Here is an 18,131-nt window from a genome sequence, read left to right on the forward strand (position 1 = left end):
TTAAAGACAGCTCCGATCTTTAGCTAACGCACCCGTTCGTTCAATAAGACTTATTGTAGGGTTGAATGATAAAATTTTTAGTATATGAGGTAAGGACGGGTGTTATATCTATGGTTAATTTTTATTAATGAAGTTCCATTAGTAGTTCATCTATAATTTCTGCTAGTAATTCAACGCTCCTATTTTCTTCGTCAATTGTATTTTCTACCCCTCCAATTTGAAGGAGAAGTGAGTTCGCAAATAAGTCTTGATTATAAAATTTTTGTTTATAAGGATTTTTTGTTTGTGATTCTTTCAGTAAGACTCCCCTAGAAAGTCCAGGATACTTCTTTTCTAATTTTTGATGAAAGAGATTTGCGATTTTTCGGTTTTCTTTAAAATTAGGACTGTTTTCCGAGACAACAAAAGACACACTGGCTACGTCTTTTCCATCTATTCTAATGGTTGTAGCATCTTTTAGTTGAGTATCTCTGTGAATATCTATAATTAATTTTAAATTCTTACTTTTATCAAGAACAGTTTGTACTTCTTTCCCTGAAATATCGTATATTTTTGAGTAATCTAAATCACGGTTACGAAGTATTCTGTGAAAATCCGTGGTGCTGTGCAATACATTAATATTTTTTTTCTTTAATTCACTAGTTAGTTCTGCACCTACCATCGTAATATTTTTATTCTCATCGTATGCTTCATCTATGTTTTTATTTTCAAGTAACGGTGTAAAGGATTCCGTGGTATGGGTGTGGTAAATAAATACAGAAGGATTTTTATTTGAAGCAGTCATGCTTTCCTCATTATTTTTAGGAATGGCTGACATTACAGTATGATAAGATTTTACAATATACTGATTTCCTCCAAAAAGAAAAGTCCACGCAGCTATTGCCACTGTAGCAATAGCTACGGACCAATAATAAGAAAGTTTCTTTATTTTACTTACTTTGCTTATATGGTTAGCTTTTTTAATTAGTAGTTGTCTTGTATCATCTACAAATTCTGATCTTGGATTTAAATCGGGGGAGTGTTTAATCTCTCCAAAAATTTCATTATCATTTTGCATTCTCGAAAACCTCCTCTATGGAAACAGTAAGTTTCTTTCTTAATACTTTTAATGCTCTATGGTAATCAACCTTGACTTTTGTTTCATTACACTCCAATATTACTGCGGTTTCCTTAATGGAAAATTCATTTATACCCCTTAGAATAACGATGCTTCTATACATAGGTTTTAATGACTGTATAGCCTGTTGCAATATTTTTGTACGTTCATTATCTTGTAGAATCTCATCAGGAATTTTTCGATTTGAAACAAGTTGTTTAAAAAAGCTTTCTTTAAATACAGAATAAAACCTTTTTTTTCTGTGATGATCAATTGCTACGTGTTTTGCTATAGAAAGAATCCACGTTTTTAATGTACATTGCCTGTTAAATTTAGATTGAGATATGAGTAACCGTATAAAAACATCTTGGGTTAAGTCTTCAGCATCGTTTTGATTTCCAGTAAAACAAATTAAGAACTTATAGACATCACGATAATACCTGTTATATATTATCTCGATACTTTCGTCTAACTTACCTTTATCAAGCAATAATACCCCTCCTTTTTTTATGTTCATTTATTAATCGAATAAGAATCCAAAAAGTTACAATTTTAAAAACGAAAAAACAATATTAATTTAGAATATTTTGGAATTAATTATATTTATTGTATAATGCGTTGAATTAATTCGGGGAAATAACTTTAATAAATAAACCAATCCATTAGTTATTAACACAATGTTACAATAACACCCATTTAAAAATGTGAATTTTGAGTACACTCATAGTAGACAATTAAAAATGCTATTTTAAGTGGATTTTGTTTGTAAAATTTAAGTTGTATAATAAATGAATTAGATAAGTAGATTGAAAGGAAAATTTATTATGTAGCTTTGAAAATAAGTTTGATCAAATCAATACAAGAAGATAAATGAATAAATAGAAAGGGCATGTTTTGAAAAAAGATTATCAAAACATGCCCTTATATTACTATTAAATTGGTTTGTTCTTTTATAAAAAATGCTGACCTTTTTTGTCTTCCTTAATAAACAAACGCACCCATTAATAAAGTGGCTCTTTTATATTCATTGTTGATTTCATCAAAAAAAACGTTTTTTATCGATCAGTTTGCAACAATTTTCGTTCATTTGTAATCAGCCCTTTAAAAATGTTAGCAGTGCTTCATTAAATTCTTTGGCATGTGTTGCATTGAACCCATGTGGACCACCCTTTATTAAAGTTACCTTTGAATCAGGAATTGCTTCATGTGTCAGCTTCCCACTATATTCAAATGGAACAATTGCATCTGAATCACTATGAAGAACAAGGGTAGGTATATTAAACTTGGCTAAATCCCCTCTGAAATCCGTTTTGCTGAAAGCAGAAATACAATCTAGTGTCCCTTTAGGCGATGCACCTGCTGCAATATCCCAATTGTAAAGTCGGAATGGTTCACTGACTAAGTCAGTTCGATCTCCAGCAGCAAAAAATCCTCTCGTAAACTCATCAAGAAATGCTAGGCGATCATTTTTCACTCCATTTTCTAATCCTTGAATGACTGCATCATCAAATGCTCCCTCAGGATGTTCTGCTGACTTGTAAAGAAAAGGTGGTACAGCTCCTGCAAATACAGCCTTCTCTACTCTATTTGTTCCGTAAGTTCCGATATAGCGGGCTACTTCTCCACCCCCCATTGAAAATCCGACCAGTGTCACATTTTGGAGATCCAAATGCTCTAGTAACAGGTGTAAATCAGTAGCGAATGTGTCATAATCGTAACCGTTCCATGGCTGAGAAGAGTTCCCGAACCCTCGACGGTCATAAGTTATGACTCTGTATCCAGCCTCAACGAGAGCAGGAACTTGATATTCCCAAGATCGGCCACTTAATGGCCAACCGTGAATTAATACTACCGGCTTCCCTGTACCATGATCCTCATAATATAGTTCAATCGGTGTGTCATTTTCAGTTCCTACAGTAATTTTTGCCATTTTTCTACCTCCAAAAAATATTCCGGTATATATCCTATTCTCTAATAATACGGATGAACCCCTTAGCCTATTTATTCACGTTTCATGTTGCGGACTTCAAGCATAATAATCCTATTGTTCCGATGATTCATTTTCTGTTTTTGTAACAATTCCCCATCTAATACCTTTTATATCATGTATGAAACTTAAAAGAAGTTTATCTAAAACTGATAATCTCCTTTTGTTAAACTAGAACAGGAGTGTGATCGATCCAATGAATAAATTGTCGTAAATAGTTCTGAAGATAGCGTTTTCTTTTTTCGTCAGTAAGCGATCTGATTGAAGTCAATCTTTTCGTGTACTTTCGAAATTAGTACTTTTTGAAATGGATTGACATTAGCTTGCATGGCTTTTGGTCATATCCCCTCCTTGTTTGTAATACCTATTCATGATACTATACTTTATCAAGTGTGGGAATAGGTTCCAGTAATGGAATAAAAAAGTCAAGCGGAAATAAGGTTATATTTCGAAAAGCCTTGAATTCAATAGAATCTAAGGCTTTTTGTGTATGGACTCCGTTAATATAACGTCTGGATGAAAAGAAATGAACAATAGAAAAGTCAACTAACGTAAGACAAAGGGTTGCAAATAAAGATATATCCCTTTCGTCTTTTTGAACTTTACGTTCAAATCCCCAAGTAGCAATATGTTAGTTAAAACCACAACCATTCCTATAACACCTCTTACTCCTTGCTAGTTCCAGGATGAAGTCTCATTCTAATTCCTTGTTGAACTATCCTGCCCCTATAGCATTCCTGTAGTTCGTTATTTTTCGGCTTTGCGCTCCTTCGTCATGCACGATTGCATCTCGCTGAGGCAAGCTCCGGGATGTGAAAAAGCCAAATTGTCCTTTCCAAACATGGAAGATCACTACTGCGGCGTTAACCTTCCTTGCGACCAAGAGTCTGGTGATGAATAACCCTGAGTTTAAAGTCCTACACTCCAACAATGTCAATGTGAAGAAGATTAAGAAAATGAAATCTATCATGAAACTATGTGGAAAACTCGCCCGTGTCCTAGTAGGGATTCTAAACCTCAGGTCTTACTTTCAATTAAACCCCAGTTCTGTTTTCTTAAGTTGGCTTTGTCAGTACACTTAATCATACAAATAAAATTCACTTAAAGGGAGAAAGAATACTGTGATTCTTGGAAAGAAACCTGAGCTGTGGACGCATTTATTGATGGGCGCTTTTGTAGCCATGTGCATTTTTGTGTTTTTGCCATCGCTGCTGACAATATATAAAGTTATATTTACAGTCATTTTAATAAGCATTCTGTCTAATAATCTTGTTTTGATAATCATGAAAAAAGATAACTATTTAAAACTTACACGCCTCGCACTAGTGTACTTGAGCATTTTTTTGATTATTGTCTGTCTGATTTTTTATACAACAAAGTTTTTGATTCTGACAGACGGGATCGGTATTGGGAGCGTTTTAGGAGGAAACCCCTTCTTAAGTAAACTCCTTTTCCTCCTTATTTGTTTCCTTCAGCCAATCGTATTGCCCTTACCTGAAGCTTTAACGGTTCCTGCAGGCAGTGCAGTTTTTGGCTCATTCACCGCAACTTATCTAAGTTTTTTCGGAACTATTTCCGGAATAGCAGTCATGTTCCTTATAGCAAGGATTGGTGGGCAAAAGCTTGCATTAAGATTAGTAAAAGAAAAGCACTTGCAAAGCTACCAGAAATATGTGCAAAAAAATGAAACGGCTATCCTTTTCCTTCTGTTCGTTATCCCGATTCTCCCAGATGAAATCATATGCCTCGGATCGGGGATAGGCGGAGTATCTTTCAGCAGATTTATCCTGATTGCTTCACTATCAAAACTAATGACAGCCTCGTCCCTATCATATTCAGTCGAATTGGCAAAAGCCCTTTCATTGACAGGACAGGAATTAATCTCGTCTGTGTCACTTGCTGCTGGTGGATTGTTCATTTTATCTTTAGGGGTAAAATGGCTTTTAAACAAAAGAAAAGTAGAATAGAGCATGTATTATGGGAAAAACGCTGGAAAGGAGAGCGTTTTTTTGTGTGATAAAAAAAACACCGGGTATCAAATTCATTCATAACACTGTTGCTACGTTTATGGAACTAACCTTCCCCTTTAGTATTAATATCCGCTCAAATCCTCTGGATATACTGAGTACCATTCGTGAATAATAAGAGTGTTAAACAATGGAATAAGGAGGACTTGTATGCAACAGGATCAACAAGCTAAAAAGAATTCGGGTTCAATTATGAAACCAGGATTTTCAGGAACTGATGCACAAAAAGTAAAACAAGAAATCCAAAAAGATGTAAGCGAAGGACAAGGTGCAATGACTTCCCGAGAGGCAGGAGCAATGCGAGATTAAAAAACCACTCTGAGAGTGGTTTTTTATATGCTTTAACGCAAGTTTTAAAAAGAGTAAAAGCAAGGCTAAATTTAGGTTTTTTTCATCTCGAATAGTGTGTAATAACGTGAGATTTTTTGTAAATTATTCATATCTATTACTTCATGCATACTATTCTTTGAAGCAGCACATTATAAATCATGTTGATTTATTACTTTCGAAAAAGAGGATTCACACAAGTATCTATAGTTTGCTTCCGATTTTATATGATTGCCATGATACCGAAAAATATCAATGACCTTTTAAAACTTGGAGATTCCGTCGGCAATGGCTCATTGTTGTTATTCGGTTTATTCCCGCTACCCCTGCTTATTATCTCAAGAGTAAAAGAGGAAAGTATGAAAAAATCACAAATCAATATACGGCCCCTCTTCGTTTCACTCTCCGTTCTCTTGTTCTTATCTCTTACAGGATGTTGGAGCACTCGTGAAATTGAAGAGCAAAGTTTAGGTATAGGTTTGGCATTCGATAAAGGCAAGGAGTCCATCATTGAGAAAGAGTTAAATGGACAAAAGGAAGGATATTATTCAAAAGAAGACCTGATTACTTCAACCTATCAATTTATCACTCCAGAAGTTGCAAGTTCAACAACTAAACAAGCCGGACCACAACAAAAATCTTATATGAATATTTCCGAAACTGGAGATTCCGTCCATCAGATGATTCGTGAACTCTCATTAAAAATTGAAAATCCCATAACAAGTACTCATATGAAAGTGATTGTAATAGGTGAAGATCTTGCAAAATCGTTTAAATTGGGAAATTTACTTGATCAAGTTCTTCGTGATAATGAAATTAGACCAAGCTGTATTGTGCTCATTAGTATAGGAAAAGCAAATGAGACACTGGAAACAAAGACAGCAGGAGAAATTCCAGCGTTTCGTCTGGTTGGCATTGTAGAAAATACCTATCGAACAGCGAGGATTTTGCCTCCTATGTCGCTTATTAAAGTAGAAAGCAAGATCAAATCAGGATCTAGTTTTCTGTTGCAAAATGTACTATCAGTGAATGGGGAAGTCAAATTTGTTGGAGCTGCTGTGATCAATGGAAAGACACACAAAATGACTGGCTTTTTGAATGAGGAAGAACTAGAAGGCGTAACGTGGATTACAGGCAAGGGAAAAGGCGGTGTAGTGAAAAGCTATGATAAAGAGACTGGTCAGCAGATTGTGTATGAGATAGAGTCCATGAAAAGCAGAATTAAACCTCGAGTTAATGGAAACAACATCTCTTTTGATGTAAACATTGAATCAGAGGGAAGGCTATCTGAAAATTGGGTGGTTTCGGGAAATCCATTTAACAATGATTTTCTAAAAAAAGTGGAAAAATCATCTGAGGAAGAAGTGAAACGCTTGGTAAGGAATGTAGTAGAAAAAATGCAAAAAGAATACCAAGTGGACGTTGCTGGCTTCGGAAATCAATTGAGAATTGAGAACCCAAAAGTATGGAAGAAGGTCAAAAAGGATTGGGACCAAACATTCAGTGAAACCCCGGTCAACTACAATGTAAAATTAACGATTAACAATTATGGAACCTCAGGGTCTGCAAAGAAGTGAACCCTCAGAATAACCACATTGACCTTCCTAGTCTCCATTAAAAAAAATGAATAGGTTAAAAGACGATTTTTAAACTGCAAAAAGTCTATACATCTTTTTTTAATGGGACCTAAATACTCTAATCGTAAACGTATTTGGGGCTACTTGTTGTTTACTTATATATAGAATAAATTACCCAACAATAACTGTACCTTTTGGTATCTGTATCCCCGCTTTTGAAATCAGGCCATAAAAAAAGCCGCCCATCATTTGAGCAGCTCTTTATCAGTACTTTAGTTTTGGCTTTCAGTGAAAATTTGAAAGGTTGGCTTTTGAACTTACACCCGTCAAGTAGGGAGTTCTTTCTCTCCACTAAAAAGCGACGGGCAGGGATGTTAACCCCTGTGAACTCAGCATGAAGTGCCAGTTGACGTTCTCCCGAGGGACGCTGAGGCGTAGGTTGGGCATGCGTCTCAACAGGGTGGAAAACGCAACGTCTCCTTCCACACGGGCTAGTGGCGCCCCCAAACACATATGAATGCCATGTCCAAAGGCGAGATGACGTTTGATTGTGCGCGTAATGTCCAGCCCCTCTGGATCCGTAAACTGGAGCTCATCCCGATTCGTTGATTTTAATACGGGAATAACCATATCTCCCTTTTTGATTTGTTGCCCTGCTAGCTCGATATCTTCAGTGGCAAAACGTGGTCCCGCGATTGTGGCAGGCCCATTGAAGCGCAGTAGTTCTTCCACAGCTGCAGGAACGAGACTGTGGTCGGCTTTTGCCATTTCCAGTTGCTCAGGATGATCCAGCAACATCAAAGTGCCCGTAGCAATCAGATTCGAGGTTGTCTCATGACCGGCAAAGATCAATAGCGAGATCATCGAGATTAGTTCCGCTTCGTCGAGTCGATCTCCCTCCTCTTCGATGGCAACCAACTGACTAATCAAGTCATCTGCAGGATGCTGACGTTTGTCGGCGACAAGCTGCACGATGTATTCCCCGAAGTCTCGTATCCGCTCTGCTACCCCCGGGTCTTGTCTTCCTAGGCCCAGTCCGTGCGCGATGGCCTCAGACCAGCCCCGAATCCGAACCTGATCTGTTTGAGGCACCCCAAGCATGTGAGAAATGACGTTGATTGGTAAGGGATAGGCATAGTCCTTGACAAGGTCCATCTCGCCTTTATCTTGTACCTGGTCAAGTAATTCGTCAGCAATTTCCTGGACGCAAGGGCGTAAGCTTTCCATATATTTGGGCGTAAAGGCTTTGGACACCAACCTGCGCAACCGTCGATGATCGGGTTCATCGACAGAAAGCATGGATTTTGCGTTAAGGAAGGTAGGGGGAGCAGATGGATCAGCATTTTTTTGCCTGATATCACTATTACCATTGATGGAGCCCCCGTCTACAGTAAAGCGGGCATGATCTTTTAACACCTGCATTGCTTCTTCCATACGCGTAACCATCCATGCTTGGCCATCCATCCCACTAATCGGAGACGGGATAGGAATAACGGCTCCCATTGTCCGCATCTTAGCGAATATCGGAAATGGGCTTTCACCACTTTCACCACTAAACACGTCCAATATGGATTTCTCTGGTAAGTTTCGATCTGAATTATTCATGACAACCTTCCTTTCTCATTGTGCCCTTTACGGGAGTCATCTGTTTGTTTAAATATTGTCCAAGGAATTATTTGTTGACCTAAAAATACCTTTTAAAAACTATCAGGATGATAATCTTTAAGTTTTAAATAACATCCCATTTCCTCTATACATATTTTATATTGTGGATTTGCCTCTTAAATTCTTACTGGCTTCTTTAAAATTATGTTGCCTTCCTTCGGAAGCGTTCTTAACACGTTTGATAAAGAAGGAAAGCAATAAACTAAAAATTCCGATGATAAGAATAACAAAATATGCGTCATTTATCCCCTGGATAGAAGCTTCCATAACCATATGTTGTTGTGTTTCACCCCGTGCTCCTCCCGTGGCTAAGTCCTGAAGATGATTACTTGTACTGTTTGTCATTACTGTCACAAGTAGTGCAGTACCTATTGCGCCAGCTACTTGTCTGATAGTGTTGGAAATAGCTGTACCATGTGCATAAAGACTGGATGGTAATTGATTTAAACCTGCAGTCTGTACAGGCATAAGGAACATAGCCATCCCAATACGACGAACTGTAGACATCACAATGAGAAACGTGTAGCTGGTCGAGTCCGTCAAATCTATAAAGCCAAAGGTTGAGATGATAATAATTGCTATACCAATAATAGTAAGCCATTTGGCTCCAAATCGGTCGAAGAGCTTTCCAACTACAGGACTTAGTAACCCCATTAGGAGTGCCCCTGGAAGCATCAGTATTCCTGACTCCAATGCAGTAAAACCGCGGGCATTTTGAAGGTACAGAGGAAGCAGCATCATATCTGCATACATCATCATGGTAACACCTATACTTATAAGGGTAGTCAAGGTGAACATATTGTATTTAAATGCTCGGAGATTCAGTAGCGGATTTTTGGAGATCAGCTGCCGCCAAGTAAACAGGACAAGGGCCAGGATTCCTATAACTAGAGAAACAACTACCTCTGTACTTGACCAACCAGCATTGCCTGCTTCGCTGAAGCCGTACATTAAAGCACCAAATCCGATGGTTGAAAGGGATACACTAATAAAGTCTACCTTGGAATGAACAGGTTCTGATACATTTTTCAGATAAATAAAACCGCAGATGATAACAATAATTGTAAATGGAATCATGCCATAAAACATGGCTTGCCAAGGAAATGTCTCAAGAACATAGCCGGTAAGTGTTGGTCCAATTGCAGGCGCAAAAATAATCGCTAACCCGACGTAACCCATAGCAGATCCTCTCTTCTCTGGCGGGAAAAGGGATAACACAACATTCATGAGTAAAGGCATAATAATGCCAGCACCGGCTGCTTGAATCAGCCGCCCAGTCAGAAGTACAGGGAAATTGGATGCGACTGCAGAAACAATCGTTCCGGCTAGAAAAATAATCATCGAAGTTTGGAACAATTGACGAGTGGAAAATCTCTGGATTAAAAAGGCTGTAATAGGAATTAAAACGCCATTCACCAACATATAACCTGTTGTAAGCCACTGAGCTGTTGAAGCTTTAATATTAAAATCATTCATTAATTCCGGAATGGCAACGCTCATGATTGTTTGATTAAACGTGGCAAGGAAAGCACCTATTATCAACACAAACATGATTGGTCCCTTTTTGATAGAATTTTTGATTGTTGAATTCTTACTCAATTTCATACATCCTCTCGATCTATCGTGGATTAAATTTACACTGTGTTGTATAATTTACAATGTATAAATGAGATTATAAGTACAATTTAAAATGTTTTCAAGCTACAAAATTCCAAAAAGTGTATATTAATTTACAAAAATAAGGTTTATGTTGTTTATCGAGAAGAAATACGACGTAACACTATGAAGTGTAGCTTACTATTTGATAAGAAAGGAAAGAGACTGATGGAAAAGAAAAAGCTTCACACAGACCCTCGCATACTCCGTACAAGACAATTAATTAAAAATGCATTTGTTGAACTACTTGAGGAAATGGATGTGCAAAAAATAACGGTTAATCGATTGGCAGAGAGAGCAACCATCAATCGTGTTACCTTTTATCTACATTATCGTGATATTCCAGATATGTTGGAAAAGATGGCAGACGATATGATTGAAGACATTTCAACTATTTTTTGTAATACACCAACGGACCAGACATCCTCTGAGGAGAATAGTTGGAAAATAGTCGAAAATTTACTTGAGCATATAGCTGAACATTCGAATTTTTATAAGAACCTTCTGGCTTCTAAGAAAGTCCCTATCTTTAGAGAACGTCTAACAATGTTTTTAAGGGAAAGGATAGTTACTAAGATAGAGGAAAGCGGAAGGTCATCCCACATTCTAACTGAAATTGTAAAGGAAGACATTTTGATATGGTATGAAACTTCAGCTTTAATAGGCACAATCGTTTCGTGGCTTCAAAATGATATGCCATATACTCCGACTTTTCTAGCGAAACAATTCTCTTTGCTTCACCAAAGGAGGATAAATGTAGAAAGTTAATCATTTATAAAATGTACATATTATGGTTTCTAACTCTTGTATATCTAATAGATTACGCAAAAAATTCCAGAAGGTTTTCTAAAATCAACTGGCTTATTTTTAGTGGACTTTGCTATAAAAAACCGGAGTGTTTCCGTTCAGAAAACTGAACGGTTTTTCCTTTGTTTTTATCATTTATCTCTCCCGTGCTACAAACTTTCTTGTGGAACTAACCTCCCTCAATGAAGAAAGCAAAAACTCCCGTTTTCTTCGTTTTTCTCAGTATTTCATAGTAAGTTATATTAGGTTTATGCCTATTTTATCCGGTTCGATTTTTCTAATAAGGATAAATTTAGAAATATGAAGCAAAAGAACTTATAGTCATGAGCCACTCACTTACATAAATTGGCGAATGAGTTAAATTATGATTGCACTGGTGGATGTCCACATTTCTCATGGAGGTCAACCCTCCCATGCCTCACAGAGTCTTCGCTCTCAAATTCCTTCGTCCAACCTTTCCATGAGGTGGATGTCAGCCATGCTGCCCCACAGGGTCCTTGCCCGTAATTTAGTTGCTTTGCCGACTAATCCGTGCTTCAAATGATACAAGACTATAAAACGTGTAGTATGCATGCAGTGCTTTAAAGGCGGAGTTCTTGGCGACCATACTGAAGAGGAGCGCCCTCAGTGGATAGATGGTAGGAAAGGATGATTTTATTCAAAGGATTTGTGCCAAACCATAATCATGGATTTGTTGACTATACATCTGTTGATGCTGGCCATGTTCATTAGTGTTTAGATGTAACTTCTCCTCCTGTTATGAGTAAAGATGATAACCATGTGCATTACACGGAACGATATGTTGTCTATGAAGATGGCCATACTTACTATTACCAGGCATACTCCGACCCCGCTATTCCTGTAGGAAATGGAATGCATGTTCATTATTATGATTTTTATACAACAGAGGCCAATGGACATCGCCATCTGGTGAAGGGCGTTGACCAGCCAGCTCCAGGAAACAAGTAAAGTAATTCAACTGTTCCAAATACTTTACTTTATTAAGGCTTCCCTGTAATTAATTATCTCTCCCTGGCTTGTAGTAATAAGGATCGCTTTTATGTTCCTTAATTTCATTATTATCTATAAATAACTTTCCATCTTCTAAAAAAGTTGCTAATGTAATATTCTCTATTTTTTCACCCATTTTTTCGAGCTCGTTAATTAGCCAACTTTGGTTTAATTGTAGATATTTTAAATTATGGTAAACAATTTGACTGTCCAGTATGAGTGGGATAGGAAGATATTCTTTCTTGATACTTAAATTTATATCATTAGGTTGAACTGGTCGGTAGTCCGACTTGGGAATAATACTAATACTTCCTGTTTCCTCCATCACTGCAATGGCAATGTTTTGAGTATCGGTAAACCCTTTTACTCTTAAATGTGCCAATAATTCATTTATTGGCATACGCACCTTTTTCAACCCCTTTTTATCAATATCCCCGTTTTGAATTAATACCGTTGGACTTTCATATAAGATCCATCTTAATTTATTATGTAAGGATAAACGTATAAAAATTTTATATAAAATTACTGTGATTCCAGCATAGGTAATAGCCTTTCCCAAATTATTAACCTCTACTGGGGTACTGATGATATTGGTAAGGACAAGGATATATAATAAATCGAAAGAGTGCATTTGAGCTACTGCTTTTTTTCCACTCAACCTTAAAAATAAATATCCTACAACAAAAATCAAGAATGTATGGTAAAATGTTTCCAATTTCGCATCACCTCTTATAAAAATTCCAACTTTTATCAAATGTCCTAACTGAATAAAAGTTATCTTTAGTATTAGAAGTTTAATTCGTATCTAAACTGGATATTTTGGATTTGCAAAAGTCAAGAAAATCATTTTAGAAAAACAAGACTTAAATTGAACTGCCCCCTAATTGTTAGGTCAAGAAAGGCAGGATTGCCTTGGTCAGTTAGTTTAACCTATACGGAGATGCAAATTCCTGTTCCTCAATCAGACGGCATCACGAATTTACCTCCATTTGTTTATTTTGATGTTGATAACCGATTTACTGTAGTTCAAAGACAACGAATTAGCGATGCGATTAGGGTGTATTATTGCAATGGTTTAACCACCACAACCAGAAATGGAATTCTCAAACTGAATCTGTTATAACCCGAAACAATGTCCATCTCTGGCAGCATAGAGGTCAGTATTTATCTATGTATTGTTAATATAAGCAATCTATTTAAAACCCTCTATACTTAATAAAATTAAAGAGCCTTACAAAAGGCTCTTTAATCACTGTTACATCTCTTATTTATCTTTCCTTACAAGTAGTGAACAGCACTCCACGTGTCCAGAGTGTATTTGGCAACACATGGGCTGCTGGCGAGACCATAACAAAAAATCCCCCAAACTCTTATTCTGGGGGGAACATAAAACGCACTTCAACATTCTTCTAAAATCCGCTAAAAATATTGATTCCTGCGGGCGGATCCAATTATATACTTAGTAAATTCCCACCGAATCAAATCCGGCAGCAGCTGCAGCCTCTTCCTTGCTGCCTTCACCATAAATATCAATTGCAGACTGAACAATAGCCTTACGAGCGTCACTAAAATCGGAATTTGGCGTTAAATAAACGCTTATTGCACGATAGTAGATTTGTCCTAACTTGTGCCTTCCAATTTCTTGACCAATCAAGTATGCAGCGTGGTTTGTAATCGAGGAGTTAACATGGACACCGCCGCCATCTACCGAAGTTGGCATGTGATAAAATTCATCCATATGAGCGGGATAGACTCCACTGCCATATGCAGCTCTTTCCGCATTACTTACTACAACACTGTTTGGATTACTCAAGCTGCGCAATCTCGTTACACCGTCAGCTTTAGCAGCTGGTGCCATAATATCCTCACCCATTTCCCAATCATCGTCGTCAACAAGTGCACCAAAGACGTCAGCAAATGATTCGTTTAGTGCTCCAGATTGATTGCGGTAAACTAAATTTGCTGTATGAGTGATGACGCCATGAGTCATTTCGTGGGCAGCAACGTCAAGACCGGCTGATAGTGAAATAAAGAACTCACCGTCACCATCCCCATAGGTCATCCAACGCCCATTCCAGGATGCATTGTTGTAATTATTGCCATAGTGGACCTTAGAAATGATTGCCATTCCTTCACCGTCAAGAGAATTTCGGCCATGCTCATTAAGGTAATAATCATATACCTTTTCCGAATTATAGTGTGCATCGACAAGAGCCCGATCATAGTCTCCGATAAATGCAGCAGAATTCCCCACATATAGAGTATCATTACTGGAACTATTATCATTTTTAGCATCATACGTAAGTATTCCATCAAGACCATTATGAGAGTAATCAGCTAACGCAAACTGAGTTCCAGATTTAGGTTCCTTCACTTGGGTAATATGTAATTCCCTGTGAGCACCATGTACCCCTTTTCCAGCACCTTTTTGTGTTTTCATTTCATCAGCATGCATTAAACCATTATACTTATCGATGATTTCTCCCGTGTTTGCATCCACAAAGACAAACCAGTTGCCAGGCTCATCCCCCATGAAGTTAACATTCACTTTATAAGCTGTATGATTCTCTCCTTTAAAAGGATAGACTACAAGCTCAGAAGCTGGCTTATACGTTAGCTCTTCAGGGGCATTGACAGATGATAGTGCCTGCTTTAGTGCTGCATCACTGCTTAAGGAGGCAGTCGTGTCCACCGCATCATCATCGGCAATCGCCTGATTTACTCTTCCGTTGACGGATACGACTTCATTATTCGTATTAAAATGAACAATAACTTCGGATCCTTCTACGTTCACTCCATTTATTGATTGATTAAAGCGAACGTGGGTCATACCGAGTTTATCTTTTTGTGAATCTTTTACTTTTAGGTTTTTATCTGGATTTTTAATTCCGGTTTTACCTTCGTTTTTCTTTAAATAATTTAGTGCATTGGACGGGTTGCTAGAAGAGAATTTCTCAGCAAATCGCTCCTTCACAAAAACAGGAACGCTTGCCTTCTCATTCCACTTTTTAGAAGCTTGTACACTACTAGCCACCTTCAAATCAACCGGCTTCGCAAATACATTACCGGCTGGGATAGAACCTACCAACAACGCTGACGATAGAACTGCAGGAACAATAAACTTTTTCTTCAATATCGATACCCCCCATTTTTTTCCATCGACTTTATTATAGATTAATAAAAGTTAATTCACAAGAATAATCGGAATTATTATAATTTTATAAAAACTATTAAGAAAAACCCAGATGCTATCTTATGGTAGGTACAATTCACCACTTGACATGGTGATGAAATTAAAAACACCTCTAAATTTATCGGATTTTCTATACTTTTTTTGTAGCTAATTTAAACTAATTATAAAAAGTAGAATCTTAGCTAGCTAGTTAATGAATATGCATTATAATAGGTATAATGATAGCCGGTTTGACACGGAAGCTTTGCGGGCATGATGCACGGACATGCCGTAAGGTTTTAGGAGAGTTAGCGACATTTGGGTCAGTCCCAAGAAAAGAAGTGCCAGGCACCTTCCAATTTAGTTGATTTTCTTCAATTAATAGTGTATTCGAAATGAAACTCGAATACTCTTATTTTTTCGAATGGAGAATAAGTAATAATCGCCCCCACTTCTTAATTTCGCATGTTAATTATTCATCATTTTCATTAATAATTCCGTAATATACTAAATCTACATATTTACTGTCTTTTATGACATGTTCATTTAAAATTCCCTCTTTTTTCATACCAATCTTCTCCATAACTTTCCCCGAAGCAAGTTTCGATGGAAAATATCGCGCAAACACTTTGTGCAGTTTCTTTTCTTCAAAAGTAAATTGTAAAATCGACTGCGCTGCCTCTGTCACATAGCCATTTCCCCAATATGGCTCGTCAGTCCAATAGGCTATTTCTCCATGGTTAAAACGTTTATTGTTCGATAACGCAATTGCTCCAAATAATTCGCCAGTTTCTTTGTCTGTTACCGCGAACTCATACGATTTATCCGCCATAAAATTATCGTAATGGTGCTCCATCCACGACAATGCATCGTTTAAACTATACGGATAAGGCAGATACAATGTATGTTTGAAATATTATAGTTATTGCAAAGCGTCGCAACCGCTGTCGCATCGGATGTTTGAAATAATCTAAGGACGAGCCTTTCTGTCGTGATCATTAATTTTTCACGAACATATCCCATTCAATCGACTCCCTTTACCTACAAAATGTAAATCCTGCCCTGAATCTTCTACACTTATCTGGACAGAGACTCTATCTAAATGGGAAAAACCGTAAGGCTCTTGAAGAATATGAACTTACTCCTTCTTCTTTAGACCGGTATATACAACAGAGTGAAAACACAGGTTCTTTTAAAGAAAAAGATAACCGTTCTCTTGAGGAACAAGAACTTATTAAACTACGAAAAGAACTGAAGAAGTTACAGATGGAGAATGATATTTTAAAGCAAGCCGCGCTGATAGTAGGACGAAAGTAAATGTCATCAAACGGAACAAAGATAAATACTCGGTATCAGCAATGTGTGGCGTCCTAGAGCTTTCACGAAGCACCTATTACTACTAATAAGCAAAAGAACAAACCTCAGAAGACGATGTCACAAACGCTATTTTAGACATTTTTAATAAAAACCGTAAGGCGTACGGAACACGTAAGATTAAGATTAAAGAAAAGAGGCCTTATGGTCTCCAGAAGGCGAATTGGCCGGATCATGAATGAACAGGGGCTTGTTTCCTCTTATACAGTCGCTCAGTACAAACCGCAAAAGACCTCATGTAACGAATCAGACCAGGCTAACGAATTAAATCGGGAATTTCTACAAGAAAAAGAAAAAAAGTAGTGGTCAGCGATTTAACATAGTCAAATCAAATGAAAAATCGCTGACAGAATCATGATAAAGACGGAGCATTTTCGCTATTTCCATTAAGACATCATCAGACCACATGTATTCTTTTAGAGGATGAATACCAGCTTCTCCTTCAATAAATGATAATATCTCTCTTCCTTTTTCATCAATACCTAAAAACTTTGGGGCATAGCATAACTGAAACCTTTGTTCTCCAAATGCTTTAATAGCTTATGAACTTTAGGACTTTCTGGCTTCAATTCCCGTCGCACAGTATCTCCCGAACGATAAACGTTAGAGACATTCCCTCCTGTAAGCATTTCTTCATTTTCATTGTTTGACATCTAAATATCCCCCTAATCTGACTTTCTTTAACCCGCAAATTAAATCCTGTTTGTTAAACTAACCTGCCTCGTTTGTTGCAAAAGGGGAGCTGCTGATCAGCTCCTGGTAATGAAGTAAAGGACTGTTGGCTGAAGAACAACTACTATAAATATCTTTCTTGAAGAACGATTCCAGGGGTCAAAAAATCCAGCTAAAGAGAGTGTAAATTCCGATTAATGTAAAGAAAATGATTAATATTAATATCGTGATACACCCAATAGTAACTAACTTATCCTCCAATGTCTCATCAGGTTCTTCCGTCAATTTTTCTTTAACTTTATTTTGTATAGGAGATATTGCCTGATCTTGCAGTCCTTTTATAATTTCACTATCTCCTTTAAACTTTAGAACTCTGGCAATTCTATTAGGATCGTTACCCATGGATTTTTCGAACTGAATGCACGCATCTACCATTTCAGGTGTCTTATTCTTTTCTAGATACCAATATCGACCGGCCATCGAGGGATATTTTAATGCAAAATAAATATCGCCTAACTTTTTACGGAGTTCTAATTCATCTGGAAAGGTGATAATTAACCCGTGTATTCTATCTCTTGCTTTTCCTAAATCATTATTTTTAATGTCCTCTTCTATCTTCTTTAAAGTTTTAACAGGTATTTTTTCTATGAGTACTCCTCCTTCATCTTTCTTTTACAGTCGAAATAATCCGAAACAAATTTTTTCTATTTATTTCTTAATAGATAGAATTGTTCCTTTTTCCTTTAACCCGTCCCTATAC

At 37.2% G+C, this 18,131-nt stretch carries 14 protein-coding genes and 4 pseudogenes; 7 read left to right on the top strand and 11 right to left on the bottom strand.

Annotated elements, in window-relative coordinates; genetic code table 11:
• Positions 1-124 precede the first annotated feature (124 nt).
• From spoIIP to J7J00_RS15645, 3 genes are all read right to left on the bottom strand, one after another.
• Positions 125-1,057 carry a stage II sporulation protein P gene (gene spoIIP / locus J7J00_RS15635; RefSeq protein ID WP_214791998.1) on the bottom strand — a complete coding sequence of 311 codons (933 nt, stop codon included), beginning with the start codon at positions 1,055-1,057 and terminating at the stop codon, positions 125-127.
• On the bottom strand, positions 1,047-1,586 hold the full coding sequence (locus J7J00_RS15640; protein WP_286201387.1) for an RNA polymerase sigma factor: 540 nt from the start codon (positions 1,584-1,586) through the stop codon (positions 1,047-1,049). The genes spoIIP and J7J00_RS15640 overlap by 11 nt, the downstream gene beginning before the upstream one ends.
• A gap of 603 nt (positions 1,587-2,189) precedes the next feature.
• Complete coding sequence (locus J7J00_RS15645; protein WP_214792002.1) at positions 2,190-3,026, bottom strand: alpha/beta fold hydrolase; 837 nt, start codon at positions 3,024-3,026, stop codon at positions 2,190-2,192.
• An 813-nt stretch (positions 3,027-3,839) separates the two neighbouring features.
• Between J7J00_RS15645 and J7J00_RS28130 the strand changes: the two are divergent.
• The 4 genes and pseudogenes from J7J00_RS28130 to J7J00_RS15660 all read left to right on the top strand — a co-directional run.
• A pseudogene (locus J7J00_RS28130) lies at positions 3,840-4,165 on the top strand (hypothetical protein); the annotation flags it as partial.
• Between the two features lie 39 nt (positions 4,166-4,204).
• A complete protein-coding gene (locus J7J00_RS15650) occupies positions 4,205-5,050 on the top strand; it encodes a TVP38/TMEM64 family protein (RefSeq protein ID WP_309487179.1) in 846 nt (281 codons plus the stop codon).
• 210 nt (positions 5,051-5,260) lie between these two features.
• The gene (locus J7J00_RS15655) at positions 5,261-5,419 is read left to right on the top strand and encodes a hypothetical protein (RefSeq protein ID WP_214792004.1); all 159 of its coding nucleotides are present in this window, start codon (positions 5,261-5,263) and stop codon (positions 5,417-5,419) included.
• Positions 5,420-5,796: 377 nt separating this feature from the next.
• Positions 5,797-7,014, top strand: coding sequence for a Ger(x)C family spore germination protein (locus J7J00_RS15660; protein ID WP_214792312.1), 1,218 nt, complete (start codon positions 5,797-5,799; stop codon positions 7,012-7,014).
• Between the two features lie 351 nt (positions 7,015-7,365).
• Here J7J00_RS15660 and J7J00_RS15665 read toward each other — a convergent pair whose 3' ends face one another.
• Both J7J00_RS15665 and J7J00_RS15670 read right to left on the bottom strand, forming a co-directional pair.
• Entirely contained in the window at positions 7,366-8,619 is a 1,254-nt protein-coding gene (locus J7J00_RS15665; RefSeq protein ID WP_214792006.1) for a cytochrome P450 family protein, read from the bottom strand.
• 156 nt (positions 8,620-8,775) lie between these two features.
• Positions 8,776-10,284 carry a DHA2 family efflux MFS transporter permease subunit gene (locus J7J00_RS15670; RefSeq protein WP_214792008.1) on the bottom strand — a complete coding sequence of 503 codons (1,509 nt, stop codon included), beginning with the start codon at positions 10,282-10,284 and terminating at the stop codon, positions 8,776-8,778.
• Between the two features lie 219 nt (positions 10,285-10,503).
• Here J7J00_RS15670 and J7J00_RS15675 point away from each other — a divergent pair, with 219 nt between their 5' ends.
• Together J7J00_RS15675 and J7J00_RS15680 are read left to right on the top strand one after the other, a co-directional pair.
• Complete coding sequence (locus J7J00_RS15675) at positions 10,504-11,103, top strand: TetR/AcrR family transcriptional regulator (RefSeq protein ID WP_214792011.1); 600 nt, start codon at positions 10,504-10,506, stop codon at positions 11,101-11,103.
• A 674-nt stretch (positions 11,104-11,777) separates the two neighbouring features.
• Positions 11,778-12,111: pseudogene (locus J7J00_RS15680) on the top strand (YmaF family protein).
• A 49-nt stretch (positions 12,112-12,160) separates the two neighbouring features.
• Here the strand turns inward: J7J00_RS15680 and J7J00_RS15685 are convergent.
• The 4 genes from J7J00_RS15685 to J7J00_RS28645 form a co-directional block, all read right to left on the bottom strand.
• Positions 12,161-12,907, bottom strand: a complete 747-nt coding sequence (locus J7J00_RS15685; protein WP_214792013.1) for a DUF421 domain-containing protein — start codon at positions 12,905-12,907, stop codon at positions 12,161-12,163.
• Positions 12,908-13,612: 705 nt separating this feature from the next.
• On the bottom strand, positions 13,613-15,286 hold the full coding sequence (locus J7J00_RS15690; protein WP_214792015.1) for a M4 family metallopeptidase: 1,674 nt from the start codon (positions 15,284-15,286) through the stop codon (positions 13,613-13,615).
• Between the two features lie 511 nt (positions 15,287-15,797).
• On the bottom strand, positions 15,798-16,181 hold the full coding sequence (locus J7J00_RS15695) for a GNAT family N-acetyltransferase (RefSeq protein ID WP_309487186.1): 384 nt from the start codon (positions 16,179-16,181) through the stop codon (positions 15,798-15,800).
• Between the two features lie 17 nt (positions 16,182-16,198).
• Entirely contained in the window at positions 16,199-16,348 is a 150-nt protein-coding gene (locus J7J00_RS28645; RefSeq protein WP_309487190.1) for a hypothetical protein, read from the bottom strand.
• Between the two features lie 39 nt (positions 16,349-16,387).
• On the opposite strand from J7J00_RS28645, the pseudogene J7J00_RS28135 reads away from it, so the two are divergent.
• Positions 16,388-17,019 (top strand): annotated as a pseudogene (locus J7J00_RS28135) (IS3 family transposase); the annotation flags it as partial.
• A gap of 16 nt (positions 17,020-17,035) precedes the next feature.
• On the opposite strand, the pseudogene J7J00_RS15700 reads toward J7J00_RS28135, so the two are convergent.
• Positions 17,036-17,352 (bottom strand): annotated as a pseudogene (locus tag J7J00_RS15700) (aminoglycoside phosphotransferase); the annotation flags it as partial.
• Positions 17,353-17,530: 178 nt separating this feature from the next.
• The gene (locus J7J00_RS15705; protein ID WP_396020566.1) at positions 17,531-18,019 is read right to left on the bottom strand and encodes a DUF6584 family protein; all 489 of its coding nucleotides are present in this window, start codon (positions 18,017-18,019) and stop codon (positions 17,531-17,533) included.
• Positions 18,020-18,131 lie beyond the last annotated feature (112 nt).

The organism is Bacillus sp. ISL-4, assembly GCF_018613275.1.
GTDB classification, from domain to species: domain Bacteria; phylum Bacillota; class Bacilli; order Bacillales; family DSM-1321; genus Peribacillus; species Peribacillus simplex_E.

Excerpts from the sequence above, each read along its gene's own strand:
- J7J00_RS15695 (WP_309487186.1), bottom strand. The coding sequence starts at position 16,181 with ATGGAGCACCATTACGATAATTTTATGGCGGATAAATCGTATGAGTTC.
- spoIIP (WP_214791998.1), bottom strand. The coding sequence starts at position 1,057 with ATGCAAAATGATAATGAAATTTTTGGAGAGATTAAACACTCCCCCGAT.
- J7J00_RS28645 (WP_309487190.1), bottom strand. The coding sequence starts at position 16,348 with ATGGGATATGTTCGTGAAAAATTAATGATCACGACAGAAAGGCTCGTC.
- J7J00_RS15665 (WP_214792006.1), bottom strand. The coding sequence starts at position 8,619 with ATGAATAATTCAGATCGAAACTTACCAGAGAAATCCATATTGGACGTG.
- J7J00_RS15660 (WP_214792312.1), top strand. The coding sequence starts at position 5,797 with ATGAAAAAATCACAAATCAATATACGGCCCCTCTTCGTTTCACTCTCC.
- J7J00_RS15675 (WP_214792011.1), top strand. The coding sequence starts at position 10,504 with ATGGAAAAGAAAAAGCTTCACACAGACCCTCGCATACTCCGTACAAGA.
- J7J00_RS15655 (WP_214792004.1), top strand. The coding sequence starts at position 5,261 with ATGCAACAGGATCAACAAGCTAAAAAGAATTCGGGTTCAATTATGAAA.
- J7J00_RS15645 (WP_214792002.1), bottom strand. The coding sequence starts at position 3,026 with ATGGCAAAAATTACTGTAGGAACTGAAAATGACACACCGATTGAACTA.
- J7J00_RS15670 (WP_214792008.1), bottom strand. The coding sequence starts at position 10,284 with ATGAAATTGAGTAAGAATTCAACAATCAAAAATTCTATCAAAAAGGGA.